The sequence below is a fragment of the Citrobacter arsenatis genome, assembly GCF_004353845.1.
GTDB lineage: Bacteria > Pseudomonadota > Gammaproteobacteria > Enterobacterales > Enterobacteriaceae > Citrobacter > Citrobacter arsenatis.
Genome location: NZ_CP037864.1, coordinates 3,128,450 through 3,147,714, shown reverse-complemented (window position 1 = coordinate 3,147,714; position 19,265 = coordinate 3,128,450). Strand labels below are relative to the sequence as shown.

At 50.2% G+C, this 19,265-nt stretch carries 19 protein-coding genes and 3 tRNA genes; 15 read left to right on the top strand and 7 right to left on the bottom strand.

Going from position 1 to position 19,265, the window contains the following annotated elements; genetic code table 11:
- The first annotated feature begins 27 nt into the window (after window positions 1-27).
- The 6 genes from fliZ (at window position 28) to sdiA (ending at window position 4,968) form a co-directional block, all read left to right on the top strand.
- Entirely contained in the window at window positions 28-579 is a 552-nt protein-coding gene (fliZ, locus tag E1B03_RS16360) for a flagella biosynthesis regulatory protein FliZ (RefSeq protein ID WP_016153478.1), read from the top strand.
- Window positions 580-679: 100 nt separating this feature from the next.
- The gene (gene tcyJ, locus E1B03_RS16355) at window positions 680-1,480 is read left to right on the top strand and encodes a cystine ABC transporter substrate-binding protein (RefSeq protein WP_103771237.1); all 801 of its coding nucleotides are present in this window, start codon (window positions 680-682) and stop codon (window positions 1,478-1,480) included.
- Between the two features lie 107 nt (window positions 1,481-1,587).
- Window positions 1,588-2,574, top strand: coding sequence for a D-cysteine desulfhydrase (gene dcyD, locus E1B03_RS16350; protein ID WP_103771236.1), 987 nt, complete (start codon window positions 1,588-1,590; stop codon window positions 2,572-2,574).
- Between the two features lie 21 nt (window positions 2,575-2,595).
- Complete coding sequence (gene tcyL, locus E1B03_RS16345; protein ID WP_003030474.1) at window positions 2,596-3,264, top strand: cystine ABC transporter permease; 669 nt, start codon at window positions 2,596-2,598, stop codon at window positions 3,262-3,264.
- The gene (gene tcyN, locus E1B03_RS16340; RefSeq protein ID WP_133086578.1) at window positions 3,261-4,013 is read left to right on the top strand and encodes an L-cystine ABC transporter ATP-binding protein TcyN; all 753 of its coding nucleotides are present in this window, start codon (window positions 3,261-3,263) and stop codon (window positions 4,011-4,013) included. Before tcyL ends, tcyN begins: the two co-directional genes overlap by 4 nt.
- 232 nt (window positions 4,014-4,245) lie before the next feature.
- Window positions 4,246-4,968 (top strand): quorum-sensing transcriptional regulator SdiA, encoded by a 723-nt coding sequence (sdiA, locus tag E1B03_RS16335; protein WP_103771235.1) that lies wholly within the window; start codon window positions 4,246-4,248, stop codon window positions 4,966-4,968.
- 66 nt (window positions 4,969-5,034) lie between these two features.
- Here sdiA and E1B03_RS16330 read toward each other — a convergent pair whose 3' ends face one another.
- Together E1B03_RS16330 and E1B03_RS26745 are read right to left on the bottom strand one after the other, a co-directional pair.
- Window positions 5,035-5,259, bottom strand: a complete 225-nt coding sequence (locus E1B03_RS16330) for a DUF2594 family protein (protein WP_096757491.1) — start codon at window positions 5,257-5,259, stop codon at window positions 5,035-5,037.
- Between the two features lie 19 nt (window positions 5,260-5,278).
- The gene (locus tag E1B03_RS26745; RefSeq protein ID WP_418884890.1) at window positions 5,279-5,422 is read right to left on the bottom strand and encodes a hypothetical protein; all 144 of its coding nucleotides are present in this window, start codon (window positions 5,420-5,422) and stop codon (window positions 5,279-5,281) included.
- A gap of 296 nt (window positions 5,423-5,718) precedes the next feature.
- Here E1B03_RS26745 and uvrY point away from each other — a divergent pair, with 296 nt between their 5' ends.
- The 6 genes from uvrY (at window position 5,719) to E1B03_RS16300 (ending at window position 9,258) form a co-directional block, all read left to right on the top strand.
- Window positions 5,719-6,375, top strand: a complete 657-nt coding sequence (gene uvrY / locus E1B03_RS16325; RefSeq protein WP_003834023.1) for a UvrY/SirA/GacA family response regulator transcription factor — start codon at window positions 5,719-5,721, stop codon at window positions 6,373-6,375.
- The gene (gene uvrC / locus E1B03_RS16320; protein WP_133086577.1) at window positions 6,372-8,204 is read left to right on the top strand and encodes an excinuclease ABC subunit UvrC; all 1,833 of its coding nucleotides are present in this window, start codon (window positions 6,372-6,374) and stop codon (window positions 8,202-8,204) included. The genes uvrY and uvrC overlap by 4 nt, the downstream gene beginning before the upstream one ends.
- Before the next feature lie 55 nt (window positions 8,205-8,259).
- Window positions 8,260-8,808: a CDP-diacylglycerol--glycerol-3-phosphate 3-phosphatidyltransferase gene (gene pgsA / locus E1B03_RS16315; protein ID WP_016153472.1), complete on the top strand. Its 549-nt coding sequence runs from the start codon at window positions 8,260-8,262 to the stop codon at window positions 8,806-8,808.
- A 151-nt stretch (window positions 8,809-8,959) separates the two neighbouring features.
- Window positions 8,960-9,035: transfer RNA gene (locus tag E1B03_RS16310), tRNA-Gly, on the top strand.
- A gap of 52 nt (window positions 9,036-9,087) precedes the next feature.
- A tRNA-Cys gene (locus E1B03_RS16305) sits at window positions 9,088-9,161 on the top strand.
- Between the two features lie 10 nt (window positions 9,162-9,171).
- Window positions 9,172-9,258, top strand: a tRNA-Leu gene (locus E1B03_RS16300).
- Window positions 9,259-9,428: 170 nt separating this feature from the next.
- On the opposite strand, the gene E1B03_RS16295 is transcribed toward E1B03_RS16300, so the two are convergent.
- Window positions 9,429-11,618, bottom strand: coding sequence for a hypothetical protein (locus tag E1B03_RS16295; RefSeq protein WP_133086576.1), 2,190 nt, complete (start codon window positions 11,616-11,618; stop codon window positions 9,429-9,431).
- 256 nt (window positions 11,619-11,874) lie between these two features.
- Between E1B03_RS16295 and E1B03_RS16290 the strand changes: the two genes are divergently transcribed.
- Window positions 11,875-12,618, top strand: coding sequence for a hypothetical protein (locus E1B03_RS16290; RefSeq protein WP_103771232.1), 744 nt, complete (start codon window positions 11,875-11,877; stop codon window positions 12,616-12,618).
- Between the two features lie 46 nt (window positions 12,619-12,664).
- On the opposite strand, the gene E1B03_RS16285 is transcribed toward E1B03_RS16290, so the two are convergent.
- The 4 genes from E1B03_RS16285 to E1B03_RS16270 form a co-directional block, all read right to left on the bottom strand.
- Complete coding sequence (locus E1B03_RS16285; RefSeq protein WP_133086575.1) at window positions 12,665-13,906, bottom strand: cytochrome P450; 1,242 nt, start codon at window positions 13,904-13,906, stop codon at window positions 12,665-12,667.
- Complete coding sequence (locus E1B03_RS16280) at window positions 13,903-15,516, bottom strand: Dyp-type peroxidase (RefSeq protein ID WP_133086574.1); 1,614 nt, start codon at window positions 15,514-15,516, stop codon at window positions 13,903-13,905. Before E1B03_RS16280 ends, E1B03_RS16285 begins: the two co-directional genes overlap by 4 nt.
- Window positions 15,498-17,105: a hypothetical protein gene (locus E1B03_RS16275; protein ID WP_133086573.1), complete on the bottom strand. Its 1,608-nt coding sequence runs from the start codon at window positions 17,103-17,105 to the stop codon at window positions 15,498-15,500. The genes E1B03_RS16280 and E1B03_RS16275 overlap by 19 nt, the downstream gene beginning before the upstream one ends.
- Before the next feature lie 280 nt (window positions 17,106-17,385).
- Window positions 17,386-17,730 carry a hypothetical protein gene (locus tag E1B03_RS16270; RefSeq protein WP_103771228.1) on the bottom strand — a complete coding sequence of 115 codons (345 nt, stop codon included), beginning with the start codon at window positions 17,728-17,730 and terminating at the stop codon, window positions 17,386-17,388.
- A gap of 196 nt (window positions 17,731-17,926) precedes the next feature.
- Between E1B03_RS16270 and E1B03_RS16265 the strand changes: the two genes are divergently transcribed.
- Entirely contained in the window at window positions 17,927-18,616 is a 690-nt protein-coding gene (locus E1B03_RS16265; protein WP_246044116.1) for a LolA family protein, read from the top strand.
- A gap of 12 nt (window positions 18,617-18,628) precedes the next feature.
- Window positions 18,629-19,099, top strand: coding sequence for an SRPBCC family protein (locus E1B03_RS16260; RefSeq protein WP_103771227.1), 471 nt, complete (start codon window positions 18,629-18,631; stop codon window positions 19,097-19,099).
- Window positions 19,100-19,265: the final 166 nt, after the last annotated feature.

Sequence of the window (19,265 nt, the reverse complement as noted above, 5' to 3'; positions counted from 1 at the left end):
ATTACGAATTGACTACCAGGAGTTCTCATGACGGTGCAGCAATCAAAAAGACGGCCTCTAAGCCGCTACCTCAAAGATTTCAAACACAGCCAGACGCATTGCGCCCATTGCTTTAAGCTGCTCGACCGGATCACGCTGGTTCGCCGCGGGCAAATTGTGAATAAAATCGCCATCGCCCGCCTGGACACGTTGCTGAATGAAGCTGAGTGGGAACAGGAGAAAAAAGAGTGGGTGGCGCTGTGCCGTTTTTGCGGTGATTTGCACTGCAAAGAGCAGAGCGATTTTTTTGATATCATCGGTTTTAAACAATTTTTATTTGAGCAAACCGAAATGAGCCACGGCACGGTACGTGAATACGTTGTCCGCTTGCGCCGCCTCGGGAATCATCTGACCGAACAAAATATCTCTCATGACCTGCTGCAGGAAGGGTTCCTCGACGAAAACCTTGCCCCGTGGCTGCCGGAAACCAGCACCAACAATTACCGCATCGCCTTGCGCAAGTATGAGCAGTTTAAAGCTCATACGCATATGGGACATATGCAGAAATCCTCCTGGACAGCCAGTTCTGATATATATTAAAAACGAATAAGGTGTAACAGAGTGGTGTTTGTGGAACACAGCAAACGCTTTACACTGTAGTCATAAATGATAGTCACTAATGACAATATTCGGGGTAACTATGAAATTAGCACTTCTGGGACGTCAGGCTCTGATGAGTGTAATGGCTGTTGCACTTGTCGCCGGAATGAGCGTAAAGACTTATGCAGATGAGGGTCTGTTAAATAAAGTTAAAGAGCGTGGCACGCTGCTGGTAGGCCTGGAAGGCACCTATCCTCCGTTTAGTTTTCAGGGTGACGACGGCAAGCTGACCGGTTTTGAAGTGGAGTTCGCTGAAGAACTGGCCAAGCATCTTGGCGTGAAAGCGACACTGAAGCCGACCAAGTGGGACGGTATGCTGGCCTCTCTTGATTCCAAGCGCATTGACGTGGTCATTAACCAGGTGACCATCTCTGACGAACGTAAGAAAAAATACGATTTCTCTACCCCGTATACTGTCTCTGGTATCCAGGCGCTGGTGAAGAAAGGCAATGAAGGCGTTATTAAGACTGCTGCCGATCTGAAAGGTAAAAAAGTCGGTGTTGGTCTGGGTACCAACTATGAAGAGTGGCTGCGCCAGAACGTGCAGGGCGTGGATATTCGTACCTATGATGATGACCCGACCAAATATCAGGATCTGCGTGTAGGTCGTATCGACGCCATTCTGGTTGACCGTCTGGCGGCGCTGGATCTGGTGAAGAAAACCAAGGATACGCTGGCTGTGACCGGTGAAGCATTCTCCCGCCAGGAGTCCGGCGTGGCGCTGCGCAAAGGCAATGAAGATCTGCTGAAAGCGGTTGATGCAGCCATTGCTGAAATGCAGAAAGACGGCTCGCTGAAAGCCTTGTCAGAAAAATGGTTTGGAGCAGATGTGACGAAATAATCGTCATTTGATGAAAAAAGGCGCCTTTAACAGCGCCTTTTTTTATTTCATTGCGCCTGAACGTGCATAATAAAAAGAACATCACAACAACGAATACCGGAGGCTGTATGCCGCTGCATAACTTAACGCGCTTTCCACGTCTGGAATTTATTGGCGCGCCAACGCCGCTCGAATATCTTCCGCGCTTCTCAGACTATCTCGGGCGCGATATTTTCATCAAACGCGATGACGTTACGCCGATGGCGATGGGCGGCAATAAGCTGCGTAAGCTGGAGTTTCTCGCCGCAGACGCGCTGCGTGAAGGCGCAGATACGCTGATAACCGCCGGTGCGATTCAGTCTAACCATGTGCGCCAGACGGCGGCGGTAGCGGCTAAACTTGGCCTGCACTGCGTGGCGCTGCTGGAAAATCCGATTGGCACCACTGCGGAGAACTATCTCACCAATGGCAACCGTCTGCTGCTGGACCTGTTTAATACGCAAATCGAAATGTGCGATGCGCTGACCGATCCGAATGCACAGCTGCAGGAGCTGGCGACGCGCATTGAAGCGCAAGGGTTCCGCCCGTATGTGATCCCCGTTGGGGGTTCCAACGCACTTGGAGCACTGGGTTATGTGGAAAGCGCGCTGGAAATTGCTCAGCAGTGTGAAGGGGCCGTCTCGCTCTCTTCCGTGGTGGTGGCCTCGGGCAGCGCGGGAACGCATGCCGGACTGGCCGTGGGGCTGGAACAATTGATGCCAGACGTAGAGCTTATCGGTGTGACCGTCTCGCGTAGCGTGGCCGATCAAAAGCCTAAAGTTGTTACGCTGCAGCAGGATATTGCCCGTGAACTGGAACTGACGGCCTCAGCAGATATCCTGTTATGGGACGATTATTTTGCGCCGGGCTACGGTACGCCAAACGAAGAGGGCATGGAGGCAGTAAAACTGTTGGCGCGCCTGGAAGGTATTTTGTTGGATCCGGTGTATACCGGTAAGGCGATGGCGGGTTTGATTGACGGCATCAGCCAGAAGCGTTTCAAAGACGAAGGGCCAATTCTCTTTATTCATACTGGTGGGGCACCTGCGCTGTTTGCCTACCATCCTCACGTGTAATAACCAGGTAGAAAAACGCTAATGCATGAAAGTATCCAACTGGTGATTGATTCTCTGCCGTATCTGCTCAAAGGCGCGGTTTTTACGCTGCAACTGAGTATCGGCGGGATGTTCTTTGGCCTCGTGCTGGGGTTTATCCTGGCGCTGATGCGTCTGTCGCCGCTGCTGCCTGTGCGCTGGCTGGCGCGCTTTTATATCTCTATCTTTCGCGGAACGCCGTTGATCGCCCAACTGTTCATGATCTATTACGGTCTGCCGCAGTTTGGTATTGAGCTTGATCCCATCCCGGCGGCGATGATTGGCTTGTCGCTCAATACGGCGGCCTACGCGGCGGAAACCCTGCGTGCGGCAATCTCTTCCATCGACAAAGGGCAGTGGGAGGCGGGTGCCAGTATTGGTATGACGCGGTGGCAAACCATGCGCCGGGCAATCCTGCCGCAGGCTGCGCGGGTTGCGCTCCCGCCGCTGAGCAACAGCTTTATCAGCCTGGTGAAGGACACTTCTCTTGCCGCTACGATTCAGGTACCAGAACTGTTCCGTCAGGCGCAACTGATTACCTCGCGTACGCTGGAAGTGTTCACAATGTATCTGGCGGCCTCGTTGATTTACTGGGTGATGGCGACGGTGCTTTCTGCACTGCAAAACTATTTTGAAGAACAACTCAACCGCCAGGAGAGAGAGCCGAAATGAGTGCTATCGAAGTCAGAAACCTGGTCAAAAAATTTCATGGGCAAACGGTGCTGCATGGGATCGATCTTGACGTCAAACCCGGTGAAGTGGTAGCGATTATCGGGCCGAGCGGTTCGGGTAAAACCACGCTGCTGCGTAGCATTAATTTGCTGGAGCAACCGGAGGCGGGCACGATTAAGGTGGGTGAGATTACGATTGATACCGCACGCTCGTTAACTCAACAAAAAAGTCTGATTCGTCAGTTGCGCCAGCACGTAGGCTTTGTGTTCCAGAACTTTAATTTATTCCCGCATCGTACGGTGCTGGAAAACATTATTGAAGGCCCGGTGATTGTTAAAGGCGAGCCGAAAGCTGAAGCGACAGCCCGAGCGCGGGAATTGCTGGCAAAAGTAGGGCTGGCGGGTAAAGAAACCAGCTATCCGCGGCGTTTGTCCGGTGGGCAGCTGCAGCGTGTGGCGATTGCCCGCGCGCTGGCAATGCGACCCGAGGTGATTCTTTTTGATGAGCCGACCTCTGCGCTCGATCCTGAACTGGTTGGCGAGGTGCTTAATACCATCCGCCAACTGGCACAGGAAAAACGCACCATGGTGATTGTGACGCATGAAATGAGCTTTGCCCGCGATGTGGCCGACCGGGCGATATTTATGGATCAAGGCAGGATCGTGGAGCAGGGACCCGCAAAATCCTTATTCACGCATCCGCAGCAGCCGCGAACCCGTCAGTTTCTTGAAAAGTTTCTGATGCAATAATCTGTGCATACAGTACTCATCGATATTGTTTTATTGGTGAGTACTGTTCGCATAACTATTTATAAATATTGCTTTATTATTAACCCCCAATACCGTTACGTCTTCCCGTCATAGAGTAATGCTCAAGTAATTGTTCATTTGTCCGATAATTTGCATATATAAAATACATTTATGTGTTAGCTTGTTTCATATGTTTGGATGATTATCAATCTCAGGGGCATTACCACTTAGTATGCAGGATCATGATTTCTTCACCTGGCGACGGAGCATGCTGTTACGCTTTCAGGAAATGGCGACGGCAGAGGATGTCTATAACGAATTACAGCAACAGACGCAGCACTTAGAGTTCGATTTTTACGCGCTCTGTGTTCGTCATCCCGTACCTTTTACCCGGCCTAAAACGGCACTTCATACGACATATCCCAAAGCATGGGTGGCGCATTATCAGTCCGAGAATTATTTCGCGATTGATCCGGTGCTGAAGCCTGAAAACTTCAGTCAGGGACATTTACCCTGGAACGATACCTTATTTCGCGACGCACAGCCCCTATGGGATGCCGCGCGCAATCATGGTTTACGTAAAGGGATGACGCAATGCTTAATGTTGCCGAATCGGGCGTTGGGTTTTTTATCGGTATCGCGTGCGAGTATCCGTAATAGTCGCTTTGCAAATGACGAAGTGGAACTCAGAATGCAGCTGCTGGTGCGAGAAAGCTTGTCGGTACTCACGCGGCTGGAAGATGACATGGTCATGGCGCCCGAGATGCGCTTTAGCAAGCGGGAAAAAGAAATATTGAAATGGACGGCAGAAGGCAAAACGTCTTCAGAAATCGCAATAATTCTGTCGATTTCTGAAAATACCGTTAACTTTCACCAGAAAAATATGCAAAAAAAATTCAATGCACCAAACAAAACGCAGATTGCCTGTTATGCTGCTGCGACCGGGCTTATCTGAATAAACTATCGTTCTGAGTGTCAGACGCAAAACCGGCTGATAGCAATGCTCTCAGCCGGTTTCTTATTACTGGCGGTAAGCTTGTTTAATTTGCTTAACAGTGTTGGAAAATACCGCAGCCTGTGATTGATCTTCAATCTGTGCGATCTGTTTTTCCATTTTAAGAATCACGCGTCCTGCATCGGCTTGACCCATTGCCTGCAGCATCAGCGTTAACATGGCTTTCAGGCAGGTGACTTCATTAGCCAGTTCCTGGTTATTCTCAGCAGTGGAAAAGTCAGGCGTACTCATTTATTTTCCTCGTTATGTCTCAATGAAAAAGTGCGATGTCAAATCTCAAGGCGGCGGAGTATACCATAAGCGAGGCTAAAAATATCAGTGGTTGTTTTTTGCGCAAACATAAGTCGTGGACATTAAAATAAACAACACGTTGCAGTGCATATATTTTCTCCACCTGTTGTTTATTTCGAGTATTTTCTTCGTTAATTATTGTTACAACTTTGACTGCCTATTTTGCATTCAGCGAAGGAATATGAATTTTTTGTCACTATTATGAAACAGCCAGGCAGATATAACCGCGGCAGAAGGCTGCCTGGTATGAACGTTTCCACCCGTCGTACAATCTAATTTCCAAAAACGAGAGCAAAATCGAAAGTCGGGTGTTTTTTACATTTCAAAGTTGAGATAAAACCCGTTAACATAGGACCGATTAACTATCGGTAGCGTTATCCCTATTCTGGAGATATTCCTTTGATCAACGTTTTTCTTGTTGATGACCACGAACTGGTGCGCGCAGGGATACGACGCATTCTTGAAGATATAAAAGGCATTAAAGTTGTCGGCGAGGCGTGCTGCGGCGAAGATGCGGTGAAATGGTGCCGCTCAAATTCCGTTGACGTTGTGCTGATGGACATGAATATGCCCGGTATTGGTGGCCTTGAGGCAACGCGTAAAATTGCGCGTTCAACGGCTGACATTAAAGTGATCATGCTGACGGTCCATACCGAAAACCCGTTGCCTGCAAAAGTCATGCAGGCAGGAGCTGCGGGCTATCTCAGTAAAGGGGCTGCGCCCCAGGAGGTCGTGAGTGCGATTCGTTCGGTTTTTTCCGGCCAACGTTATATTGCCTCCGATATCGCTCAGCAAATGGCGCTCAGCCAGATTGAGCCTGAGAAAACGGAAACCCCGTTTGCCAGTTTGTCTGAACGTGAGTTGCAGATTATGCTGATGATCACCAAAGGTCAGAAGGTCAATGAGATCTCAGAACAGCTGAATCTTAGTCCTAAAACGGTGAACAGTTATCGCTATCGAATGTTCAGTAAATTAAACATTCACGGCGATGTTGAGCTGACTCACCTGGCAATTCGCCATGGCCTGTGTAATGCGGAGACATTAACAAGCCAGTGACCGATCAGTTTGATGCCAAAGCGTTCCTGAAAACCGTGACCAGTCAGCCCGGCGTTTATCGTATGTATGATATCGCCGGGACGGTCATCTACGTCGGGAAAGCGAAAGACCTGAAAAAAAGGCTTTCCAGCTATTTCCGCAGCAACCTTGCATCGCGTAAGACCGAAGCGCTGGTCGCGCAAATACAGCACATTGATGTCACGGTAACGCACACCGAAACCGAAGCGTTACTGCTTGAGCACAACTACATCAAGCTGTATCAGCCGCGCTACAACGTTTTGCTGCGCGACGATAAATCCTATCCTTTTATTTTCCTCAGCGGCGATACCCATCCTCGTCTGGCGATGCATCGTGGGGCCAAGCATGCCAAAGGCGAGTACTTTGGGCCGTTCCCTAACGGTTATGCTGTACGTGAGACGCTGGCGCTGCTGCAGAAAATCTTTCCGATTCGTCAGTGCGAAAATAGTGTTTATCGCAATCGCTCGCGACCTTGTCTGCAATATCAGATTGGCCGCTGCCTTGGCCCGTGTGTCGCGGGTCTGGTGAGTGAGGAAGAGTATGCACAACAGGTTGATTATGTTCGTCTGTTCCTGTCCGGGAAAGACGATCAGGTATTAACTCAGTTGATAGCCCGTATGGAAAAGGCCAGCCAGAATCTCGAATTTGAAGAGGCTGCACGTATTCGTGACCAAATTCAGGCCGTACGCCGCGTGACCGAAAAACAGTTTGTTTCTAATACCGGAGACGATCTGGACGTCATTGGCGTGGCGTTTGACGCCGGCATGGCCTGTGTACACGTGCTGTTTATTCGCCAGGGTAAAGTGTTAGGCAGTCGTAGCTATTTCCCAAAAGTACCCGGTGGAACAGAACTTGGCGAGGTCGTCGAAACCTTTGTCGGACAGTTTTATCTGCAGGGTAGCCAGATGCGCACCTTACCCGGCGAGATCTTGCTCGATTTTAATCTTAGCGATAAAACCCTGCTGGCGGACTCTTTGTCTGAGCTGGCTGGACGTAAGATCAACGTTCAGACGAAACCGCGAGGCGATCGCGCGCGTTATCTGAAGCTGGCGCGTACCAACGCGGCGGTGGCGTTAACCACAAAACTTTCCCAGCAGTCAACCATTACTCAACGTCTGACGGCGCTGGCATCGGTACTGAAGCTTCCCGCAGTAAAACGCATGGAGTGTTTCGATATCAGCCATACGATGGGTGAGCAGACGGTGGCCTCCTGCGTGGTGTTCGATGCCAATGGACCGCTGCGTGCAGAATATCGTCGCTATAACATCACCGGCATCACGCCGGGCGATGATTATGCGGCCATGAATCAGGTTCTGCGTCGGCGTTACGGTAAGGCGATTGAAGAAAGTAAGATTCCGGACGTCATATTAATTGACGGCGGTAAAGGTCAGTTAGGGCAGGCAAAAGCCGTTTTTGCTGAGCTGGACGTTCCCTGGGACAAACAGCACCCACTCTTGCTGGGGGTGGCAAAAGGGGCCGATCGTAAAGCCGGCCTGGAAACACTGTTCTTTGAGCCTGAAGGTGAGGGGTTTAGCCTGCCGCCGGATTCGCCAGCATTGCACGTAATCCAGCATATCCGCGATGAATCTCACGATCATGCGATTAGTGGTCACCGTAAAAAGCGGGCGAAAGTGAAAAGTACCAGCACGCTTGAGACCATTGAAGGTGTTGGGCCGAAGCGCCGGCAGATGTTGTTGAAATATATGGGCGGTTTGCAAGGTCTTCGTAACGCGAGTATCGAAGAAATTGCAAAAGTGCCGGGTATTTCGCAAGCTCTGGCAGAAAAGATCTTCTACTCGTTGAAACATTAGGCCCTCTGTAGCAACATAGGGGTAATTTCACTGACAACAGATAGTTATCCGTCATATGCAATTTAATATCCCTACGTTGCTCACGCTGTTTCGCGTCATCCTGATCCCATTCTTTGTATTGGCTTTTTATCTGCCATTCACCTGGGCTCCCTTCGTTTGTGCGCTGATCTTCTGTATCGCGGCGGTCACCGACTGGTTTGATGGCTATCTGGCACGTCGCTGGAATCAAAGTACGCGTTTTGGCGCCTTCCTCGATCCGGTTGCCGACAAAGTACTCGTGGCTATCGCAATGGTGCTGGTGACCGAACACTATCACAGCTGGTGGGTGACGCTGCCTGCCGCCACGATGATTGCGCGTGAAATTATTATCTCTGCGCTACGTGAATGGATGGCTGAACTGGGTAAACGCAGCAGTGTGGCGGTCTCCTGGATCGGTAAAGTGAAAACCACTTCGCAAATGGCTGCGCTTGCATGGCTGCTGTGGCGTCCAAATATCTGGGTAGAGTACGCGGGAATCGCACTTTTCTTCGTCGCGGCAATACTGACTTTGTGGTCAATGTTCCAGTATTTGAGCGCTGCATGGGGAGATTTGCTTGAACAGTGATCGTTTCGGCGCAAATTTCAGCAAACGATCGTCAGTGGTGAAAAATATCGTTGACTCATTGCGTCAGGTAAGTAGAATGCAACGCATCGAACGGCAGCACTGATTGCCAGACGATAACAAAATCAAGTGATTAACAAAGTTACTTGGTGATGCGGGAATAGCTCAGTTGGTAGAGCACGACCTTGCCAAGGTCGGGGTCGCGAGTTCGAGTCTCGTTTCCCGCTCCAAATTAAAAACATCGGCAATGTGCGGGTGTTGGCTGAAAAGCCTGAAGATTTTGGCGCGTTAGCAAAGCGGTTATGTAGCGGATTGCAAATCCGTCTAGTCCGGTTCGACTCCGGAACGCGCCTCCAATTTTCCCGAGCCCGGATGGTGAAATCGGTAGACACAAGGGATTTAAAATCCCTCGGCTGTAAGGCTGTGCGGGTTCAAGTCCCGCTCCGGGTACCATGGGAAATAACAGAATAATCAAAGCAATAAGCAGTGTCGTGAAACCACCTACGGGTGGTTTTTTTGTGCCTGAAATTCACGAATATTCTCCTAAATATCACCTGGGTTATGGATGTGCGCCGTTCCTGTAACGGCTGGCAGGGCGGTGTAGACGAATAGGCGGTAAACCGTTACGTTTTATCCTGGTAGCAGTAACTGATAAACCGCGGTTCATTTCCGGGTGAATAATACTGCAGCTTGCCGCCTATGGAATTGAACAACACCTGGAATGACATCGCCGGAAAACCGTGGAACACCATGGTCAGGGCTAACATGTGGGTGGTGGTGCCTTTCTGTTGATCCGTCACCACTTCTCGTTCTGAGGCGATAACCTGACTCATCCGCCAGCGCTGAGCCAGATCGGATTTAATGGCGCTGATCGTCTCTGGTGAGACGTTTGTTTCTGTAACCCCGTTGAGAATACTATAAGTGCGATTGCGTAGCGTTTTAGCGTCAGGAGACTGGAGTTGACGGTTCAGGCTCAGTGCACAATGCAGGCGAGTGGGCGGGTCGAAGTAGAGCGACTTATCCGTTTTGATCGTGGCGACGGTAAAATGAATTTTGAGTACATCGTCGTTAGCCTGTTCCTGATTCTCAACGTGCTGCCAGCGGTTATTTTGCACCTGTGGGATGACAATCAGAGGATCGGATTGACTGCTCAGACGCACAATCAATGGCGTCAGCATTGTTGTGTCTGGCTCTGCCTGTACGGGCAAGGCGCGTGCTTCTGGCTGCGGTGCCGCAGCGTTTATTCGCCAGATCTTCAGTAATGGCGGCTGCTTCGCGGGTTTTTCACTTTCTACCCGATTCAGGTCGGAATCGGACCATGCCATACCAACCAGTACACTGTGACCAGCATTATCTGTCCTTACCAGCGAAAGGGGTTCATCCGTCTCTTTCACATTGAGGGTAAAGCGCTGCACGTTATTGGCATGGTTGTTCCCAAGCTGCTGGCGAGCGACGGTAACGTAGTCCGTGTAATTTTTACCGCTATCATCATCCCCAAAAGTGCCATTCCTGTTCAGTGGCGCTCCGCGAGCAAACACCCACGCCCAACTGGCCTCACCGCTGGCATCTTTTTCCATCAGCATATCGTGAGACAAAAAGCGGTACTGATTGCGTATGGTAACCATCGGACCATTTAACGGGTAGTCGGTCATTATGTCATCTTTACGACCTTCAGGCTTGAGCAGCTCTTGTTGGACGATTTTGACGGTGCTTATATTCGGGCTGCCTGCTGTTCCACGATGCGTCAGCGACACGATGACGGGCTTCCCCTCTACGACGGCAAATTTTTTCACCGAGGCATCCGTATCAGACCGACAGGCATAAATTTTAGCCTTTGGGTCATCAGCGTCAGGGATATTGTCACCAGGGCAGAGAGTGAGGGCTAATTTTAGCGGGCTGCTGCTGGATAACCAGCCAAACCGGATCAGTTTGACGCTGGTATCGTTGGCGCCATCTCGGGCAAGCGAAACCAGTGAGCCTGGGCTGGTTGGTGTTTCGCTGACGCTATCAGTCATACCGGTTAACATGGGGGGAGTGGCAAGCCTGGCTTCCGGAACGGGCGTGTATGCCGGCGTTTTCTGGCTGCTTTTACCCAGCGTTCTCATACTGACCAGATTACGTTTGAAGTAAAACGTGCGTACGCCGTAATCGGCATTTGGGTCACTGACTCTGTTTTCTGGCGTCGCCCGTCCAACTACATAGTCGTTAGCTCTGGCAGGCATTGGGTCGTATTCAAAATAGGTCGAGCGGGTGCGATCATGGAACGAACCTGCGCCTTTCAACGATACGCCCAGTAACACGGTTTTGGCTTCTTGTTCGCAGGAGCTATACATTGTCCGCACGTCGGTGAGCGTATTACCTTTCCGCTCCTGAAATTGTCGGCATAACCGGAACGCGGACTGCTGTAGCTGTGTATCGCAGTCTGCCTGAGTGTATCCGTATGTGGCATAGCCATGGCGATAGCAAAAATCGTGTATCACGCAGGCCTGACGAAAGCGAAGCGAGATATCGGATCCATCCACGCTGTGTTTGAACGAAATTCTGTTGGCAAGTGGAGGAATGGAACAGTTTAACCCTGCCGCCTGGCCGCCAAGAATAGCTTCCGTCGCGGTAGAAGAGGGATACGAAGTGAAGGTTATCGGAGCTTCTGTTTCTTCAGGCTGAGCCAGATCCGGATAGACGGCTTCCGCTGTTCCACCAATGATGGCGTGGCATCCTGCACCCATGACCAGCAGGGCAATTACCGCACCTATTAGTAATACTGTTACGCAGGGTTTATGACACTTCGCTGACCCGCTCAATTTCGCAGCCATAGCATTTCCTGTTTTCCGATTGTATTAACCAAAAAATCGAGGACAAACACGCAACGGTTTAATTGAAACTAGCGTAGTTGATGGAGTGAAAAGTGAAAATAATGAAAATTCACGAATGAGGGTGACCGCGAGATTAACGGTGGTTTCCAGATAACTTATGCAATGCGTTTTATGACAAATTCAACATAATTTATTAAGGTTAAAGCCCAGAAACTGACTATTCTGTTTATAAATAAGTGTGTTCAGGAGTGGTGCTATGTTTTTAAGAGTACAAATTGCATTTATTCTACTCTCTGCATCGCTCGTTACTCACGCGGAAGTAAAAAAAATAACGATCTACTCCGATGGTGTTTCATGTCCAGGTAGCTGCGATGCACATGTCGTTTTTGATAAAGCCATGAATGGTACGGAATTTGCGCACAAAGCTGGGACGAAGTATGCGGCATGCAAGAAGAATGAAGAGTGTCACATCTGCTTTGAATCAGGTGGTAAGCAATGCCTGGACGTCATGTATCGAGGGAATGGTCCACATGCCAATACATTTGACTTTACGCCGAAATTTTATCAGCAAGTTTGCGCAGGAACGCCAGTTCAATTACTGCTGGCAGATGCTTGTAATAATATGAGGGAGAGTGCAAAGAACCTCGAACGTCGGATTAATTGCATTGCAACTCCGGATGATAATAAATGCAATAATATTATCGTATTGGCTGAATCTGCCCGCAAATTGGACATACCAAAGTATGAAAAATGTCTCCAGCAGGGCGAGCATGCCTATAATCAAAGTGTGCCGCCTGCTGAGCAACGCGCTCTCAATTGTGCCTACGAATTACATGGTTCCGGTATAAATAGTAAAGGCAAAACATGGAAGAAACTCCTTCCTGCCGCTTGTAGAGAGAATACTTATGTTGGGCGCGATGGATTGGACTGTTGCAGTGGCAATACACTTACCGACGGTCAGCTAGGCCTTGAGTGTAAGGCTTTTTATCCGCGTCGGTAAGGTTGTCCTGTAGCAACAGATAGTGCTGGTCTTCACTTTATGGCTTTTAGTCAAAGTCATACCGAACAACCAGACGCTCAGCAAAAGGCCCATTTTTACTGAGCTTTCCATCGGCTCCGGGAGCGCGACGTAAACCGGGTTGTTTTAGCAGTGGTTTAAGCATCAAATGAAGAGTGGCTAAGTTTATGTAACGGCCAAAACAGGCGTGCAGCCCATAGCCGAAATGCATGTAATCCGCAGCCGGACGATGGGGATTGAATGCCTTTGGATTGGAAATCCGGCGAGAGTCCATCATCGCCGAGGCGAATGCGGCCAGCACATGAGACCCTGCTTTGATGGTTACCTCGTGGCGTGTTCCGCGCGCCAGGGTGACGTCAGTCAAAGCGACGCGCCATAAACCCGGCCCCAGAGGATCAAAACGCATCGCTTCAAGTACATAGCGCCGTAGTGTCTCATCATCATTGTTGCGCGCTGCTGCTTGCGCCTCAGCCAGAATCTGCGGTCGTTTTAACAGTTGCTCCATTGCCTGCGGAAGGACCATAGGGGGCTGAGGAGGGCCGCCGACAATCATTCCCATTAGCGCGGTACGAATTTGCACGTCACTAAAGCCAGGCTCGTGCGCAGACTGGAGAGTAAGACAACGCGCCAACACGTCATCGTCCCCCTTATTTTGCTTACGCAGGGTTATGATGGCATCAATATGGGCACGCAGGGCGGGGGCAATTTCGTCGACTTCGGCTCGCAGGGCCAAATCATTACCCCCATCAGCGAACAGAAACTCAAATAACCGCGTTGCCCAAACCCGTAAGTCACCGTTGGCGGGGGATGGGATACCAAGATATGTCGCGAGAAAATCAAAGCTTACCTGACGGGTGAGGTCGTTCACGATTTCTATCTGACCCTTGTTCGTGTTGATAATGCGTGTTGCCCGTTCTTCAACGTCGCTTGCCAGACGCTGCAGGTCACTGGGTAAAATGACCTTGCACAGGGCTGCTGTATCATCGTGATGTTGAGAGCGATCGTCTGTTCCCAGGAAAAAAGGTTCTCCTCCCATAATGATGTCGAGTTTCTGTTTATACATGACGCCAAATTTGGCCTCTGTGGCAAACACTTCACGGACGTGGTCATACCGTGATGTGAGCGTCATTCCCGCCACATTCCACACGGGCTTCACGCAGCGTAATAGGCTGAAAAAATAGGGCAACGCGGTCATGAACCGTTGTTCTGCCCATTTTCGCGGTCCACCAGCACGCGGCCTGAGAACCGATTTTGACGTGAGTGCACTCATAGCGTCTCCAGATAGCGAAGCGCCGCGATACTCGGCAAAAAGAAGTATTCGCCACCCACCATTTGCACGTAGCTTTTTACCTGAATAATTTTACGTAAGTGTGCATCGGGGATAGTGAACGCTCCGCATGGGCCCAGCAGGGGGTCGGTTTCATTGTGCAGCACGGCAAAGTTGGGGTTCAGGATCCACGTCTGCTGAATAAACTCGAATTGACGACCAATATCGGTGTTCAGACAAATGAACAATAAGCCACGGTCGCCAGGGTCTGCGCAACGTGGGTCGGTAACTTCAGGGCCATATTTTCTCCCTCGACGTAAAATACGATGATGATTCGCGGCGCTCAGCAACAGATCTTTATCCTTGGCGGAGGGGGCAAGCCCGTCACGTGGGTTTCCCCGACGTACGTGGCTACCCAGTGGGCAGCCATATCCCATTTTGTCACGGTCAAAAAAACGAAACGCATTATCCGGTCGACCTGAGGTATCCGCAGGTAAGACTCCTCCAGGGCAGAGAAGATGGCCATTACGATCTCGCCCCATCACCCGGCTGGCTACCCAATCAGCATTGACCGGAGGGGTTCCCGCATTAACACTCTTGTTCAGAGCATCCGCACATTCGTCCATTGAATTCCAGAACTGGGCTACATCTTGCTTGAGCTCTCTAACGACCATATAGCTGCCGTTGAAACCAAAATCGAGGAAACCTTCGCCACGCGGATGCGGTCTTAGCGTTTCGGGATCGCAGCCTGATACGTTAGCGCTTTTGCCTGGCACCACTGGCCCAGTCGCAAGCTCACCATGACCGTTGGGATGTCCCATCAGTATTTCACCCAGCGGTACAAGGTGGACGCTATTATGGCGCTGAGCCAGCGTTTGACTCAGCGTGACGACATCTTTTTCGAAGGGGATCGGCTGAGAAATACCATCAGCAAACCCGAAATGCTCTCGTTCTATGCCATCGGACGGACGCGTCCGCGTAAGCGGCAGTTTGCGGACGACGGTGACGCGATAAGGCGCAAGGCATTGTGTAACCTGAGAGGTCCATTCATCCACGTCAGTTTCGTTATCTGCATACAGCAGGAGCAGCGCATGTACGGTGATCTCGGTGGTGATAGCCACATTCGTGTGCGCATCAGTCGTGGTGTGAAAAGGGCGTGCTGTGGTGTCATGTGCGGCAGCATCAAGCGGCGTGTTACCACTCCATTGGGGACCACCGTCGATCACCGTCTTGCTCCATGTATTGCCGCGACGATCGCCAAGTCGGCGCAGACGATCTTCCTGGAACATCCCCTCTTTAAAGGGGCGATCGAAGCTGTCCAGTGAATGCGCATCGAGTCCCATTTTGCTTAAGCCAGACCAGGTAAAACCGAGTGCAGCACAACGCGGATCGGGTCCATCGGCATCGGTGATGGGCGCGATAGATGTGAGTGCTTTGAGCCAGCCGCACCCTTTGTGGTCTTTGTCGAAATTAAATTCTAAAAATAGCGCTCGCGCTGAAGGCTGTTTAGCAAAACCGCTGACCACCAGACCTTGTACATTTTTGTTATGTGGGGGAGCAAGCGCCCAACTCTCTGAGTCGCGGGCATCGTCAGTTAAAGGTCTTTTATCCATTGCGCAGCCCTCTCTTTTGTTATCCCGTGGGTTTGCAGACCGAACGCAATCCGGTAATTTCGCTCGATTTGATCGGTAGTCAGTTGCGGATAGGCGCTGAACCAGAAATGGCTAACCGCCATAGAATGGCGTGCCCACTCTTTAAACTGGCGACCCTGGCTGGCACCGTCGAGGATGAGATATCGCGTGGTGGGGAAACCTACGCCGCAGCTCCAGGCCAGTGAGAGCCCGTTATGTGCTTTTTCAATAAAGTCGTCGAGATAACTTTCCCATGTTTGATCGAAATTTGAGAGAAACATCAATCGACTCTTATTATTCACCAGCGCCCAATGCGCGAAATGGATAGTCCGCATTGATCCAAGATAGCCGTCGCGTGCAGTCGCACGTAACAATAACCCTAGCCCGAGATGTCCTGTGCGAATCAAAATAGTGCGCAAGATGCCGGGTTTGATAAGAACAACAGAACCCATATGATTTTGAGGGATCCAGTCCTCCCGCTGCGCCATTTCCCGCAGAAATCGTGGACTAACCCACGGTGCATCCAGTGAACTGTCCGTTTTCTCGAGGCTACGTAGCCAAAAAAGAATCGCGGCAAGGGTGAAAGGTATGCTCAATAAACCCTGTATAAACCAGACCAGCATATCCCCCAAGGTGGCTGCGGTAACCCGGCCCATGATCGGCATCAGGAAAAGGCTTCCCACAATACTTACTGTGGCGAGATAGAAAATAAGGTAGAAAAAAAGCGGCTTTTTGAAAGCGATGTTCTGCAAACTGACGTTTGTTGGTTCGCTATTGTCAGACGACCTGCGGCTAATTCGCGTGAATAATGCGGCAACAAGCAGCAGGCTGAAGCCCAGCAAAATAAACGAATAAGTTGGGTCGAGTATAAGAGAGAGCAGGAGTCCGGGTATCGAAAGAATAAAACTCACCGCGACCACAAATGCCCCCAGCCCGAGCCAATCAAAACTATTTTCCCAAAGCGAAATACGCGGAGCTGGCGGCGTATTTATCCACGGGAATTGTCCAGCCAGTGCAGTACGCAGTTGGTGATGAACCGCAAGGGGATCCAGCTTGCGATAGGTGGCATCATTGTGGGTTAGTTCTGACTGTACTTGTTCAAACAGTGCGCATTCATCCAGAATACGTTGACGCGTCATTCCTCGGTTCCCATGGTGGTAGACCGTAGGGACCAGTGACTGTGCTTCAAGATAAGGTGCGATCGGTGCGCGTGAACCCGGTGCGATAATGGCCGTGAACAGTGGAGCGAGAACATCCCGTGGGCATTTACAACAGGCCAGAAAGTGGCGAAGCTCAGGGCCGATAGCGTCTTCAAGCTGCGCCCAAAAGGGGCCGGGCTCACCATCAAAATTGGCTTCGATAACGAAAAGAGGATCGTACTCATAGCCAGGAAAGAGACTGAGTGACAGAAAATGTAAAACGGGAACGGAGGCTAAAAACGGCGCAAATTTGCCAGTGACACCTTGTTGAGGGGGAGCCCGTTTTTCGCGTAGTTCATTCAGTAGGCTTGATAAATACTCGTAGCTTTCAGGCTTTACTTCCAGCGCAACAGATAATGTTGATTGTCGCATTTTTTTACTCTCTCAATACGAACAAATACTGAAATGGCGTTTTTGACGGCAGAAAATTGCAGTGCTATGTATTAAAGTCGAGGCCTGTTTATATACGCTAGTAAGCTATAGCACCGCTGTCAATTTTATATTATTGTGAAGCTACAACTTAATTATTATATATTTTCCATTGTTTTTATTCTATCGCGACAAAATGAGGCGGATATTGGTTATCTTTATATGTCCCGGCGATAAGGTGTTATTCTCAACTTATTAAAATCACGAACTATTTCGATTAGATTTATCTGCGAACAGGTGCACCTGGCATAAAACCTCCGCGAGCTGGGTTATGGCGGAACCCGTCGCGGGCGGGATTACTACTTTGGCTTTGCAAACGATTAAATATAATCGGGTCACTAATACCATCCCGGATCACAAACGGTCTGTGGATTCGGTTTCGTTCCCTGAGCGTGAAGCCGAAATCATCTGTCCCGCCAATGATGATAACGCCATTACCGGCACGGAGTGCCGCACTTAACTCTTGCTCTCGTTCGGCCTGGTTTTGTAACGCGCGGGCTGTGGCTGACGATGACGCCAGCAGCAGTAATATGAGAACGGCACATGAAAATACCGATGGCAGTTTCATGATTAATACCTGTTAAATGTATGGCTATTAAAGTATAGCCTTATGTAGCTATCTCACTCGAACAAAAATGAGCAATTCAAACCTGGGCCCATACTGAGTCTGATGAAGGGCAGTGCCGTGCAGTTAAGAACTATAATAAAAACAGTCGACAGGTGATGATTCCTGTTTGCAGAAAATACAGATACAGGGGGGGGTTATGCGCGTCTCATTTTCGCTGCCCGTTGCGTTCACCGCCTTACTTGTCTTTAGCTGCACGGTATGTCCGGCGGAAAAAGGAGGGGCATTTTTACCGGATGTTGGGATCACGGATCCTATTGCGTTTGCACAGCAGTCATTTAATAACATGACCTCTTATCAGGTGATGATGCGATCCTCATCACCGCTGGGTGAGAGCAAAATTATTCGCTATAGCTATCAAAAACCTGGCTACGTGCGCATGGATTTTACCCAGCCGCATTCAGGTGCGGTACTTATCTTTAATCCTGTCAGCGGTAAAGTGACGTTATGGCCATTTGGTGTGGGGACTTTGCCCATTTTGCACCTGTCGCCCAGCAATTCATTGATCCAGGATGAGCGCGGTCATCGGGTGGATCGCTCTGATATCGGCGTGCTGTTGGGCAATATTCGCCATCTGCAACGTGAGGGAGCAACGACGACTGTTGGTAAGGAGAACCTTGCAGGACGCGCGACGACGCACCTCTTTGTGATTGGACCGGGAACAATGGCTGTTGATGGTGTTCACCGCTACGATGTATGGCTGGATAATTATCACGGACTCCCTGCCAAAGTGATCAGCTATGCGTCAGATGGGCAGCGATTAGAAACCGTTCTTCTGAATGCGATGGTCATCAATATCCGTTTCCCCGCTAATTACTTCACGCCTTGAGGAGCCTGCACTATGGCTGACTATCGGTTTTCCACTGTCTGGCGGGTAGAGGCTTCAATTCAGGCGGTATGGGATGTTTTTTCTCATCCGGACCAGTGGCCGGAATGGTGGGGAAGTCTGGAACGCATCGTTGAGATTAAAAAAGGTGATTTACAGGGCATTGGGGCACTGCATCGCTATACCTGGAAAGGCGTACTTCCTTATCGCTTAACTTTTGATATCAACGTACTGAATATATTGCCTTACTCGCTGCTTGAAGGACAGGCCAGCGGCGCGGTTGAAGGGCGAGGCGTATGGTATTTTTCAGCCGATGGTACAGAAACTATCGTCAGGTATGACTGGAATGTCCGCACCACGATCCGCTGGATGAATTATCTTGCCCCGCTGGCAGCACCTGTATTTCGCTGGAACCACGATACGGTCATGCGCGAGGGGGCGAAAGGGTTAGCCCGCAAACTGGCAACGCATGTGTATATAGACTGAACTCATCCTCGCTACTGTACTTTTTTGCCTGTCAATGGCTTAATATCTGCCACGTAGTCTCTCATTTCATTCACAGTTAACAGGTCTGTTATTGATGAATAACCTCCATCGACTCGCCTTTTTATGCCAGCGTCTGTCTGCTGTGATGATCGCATACGGTTTCCCA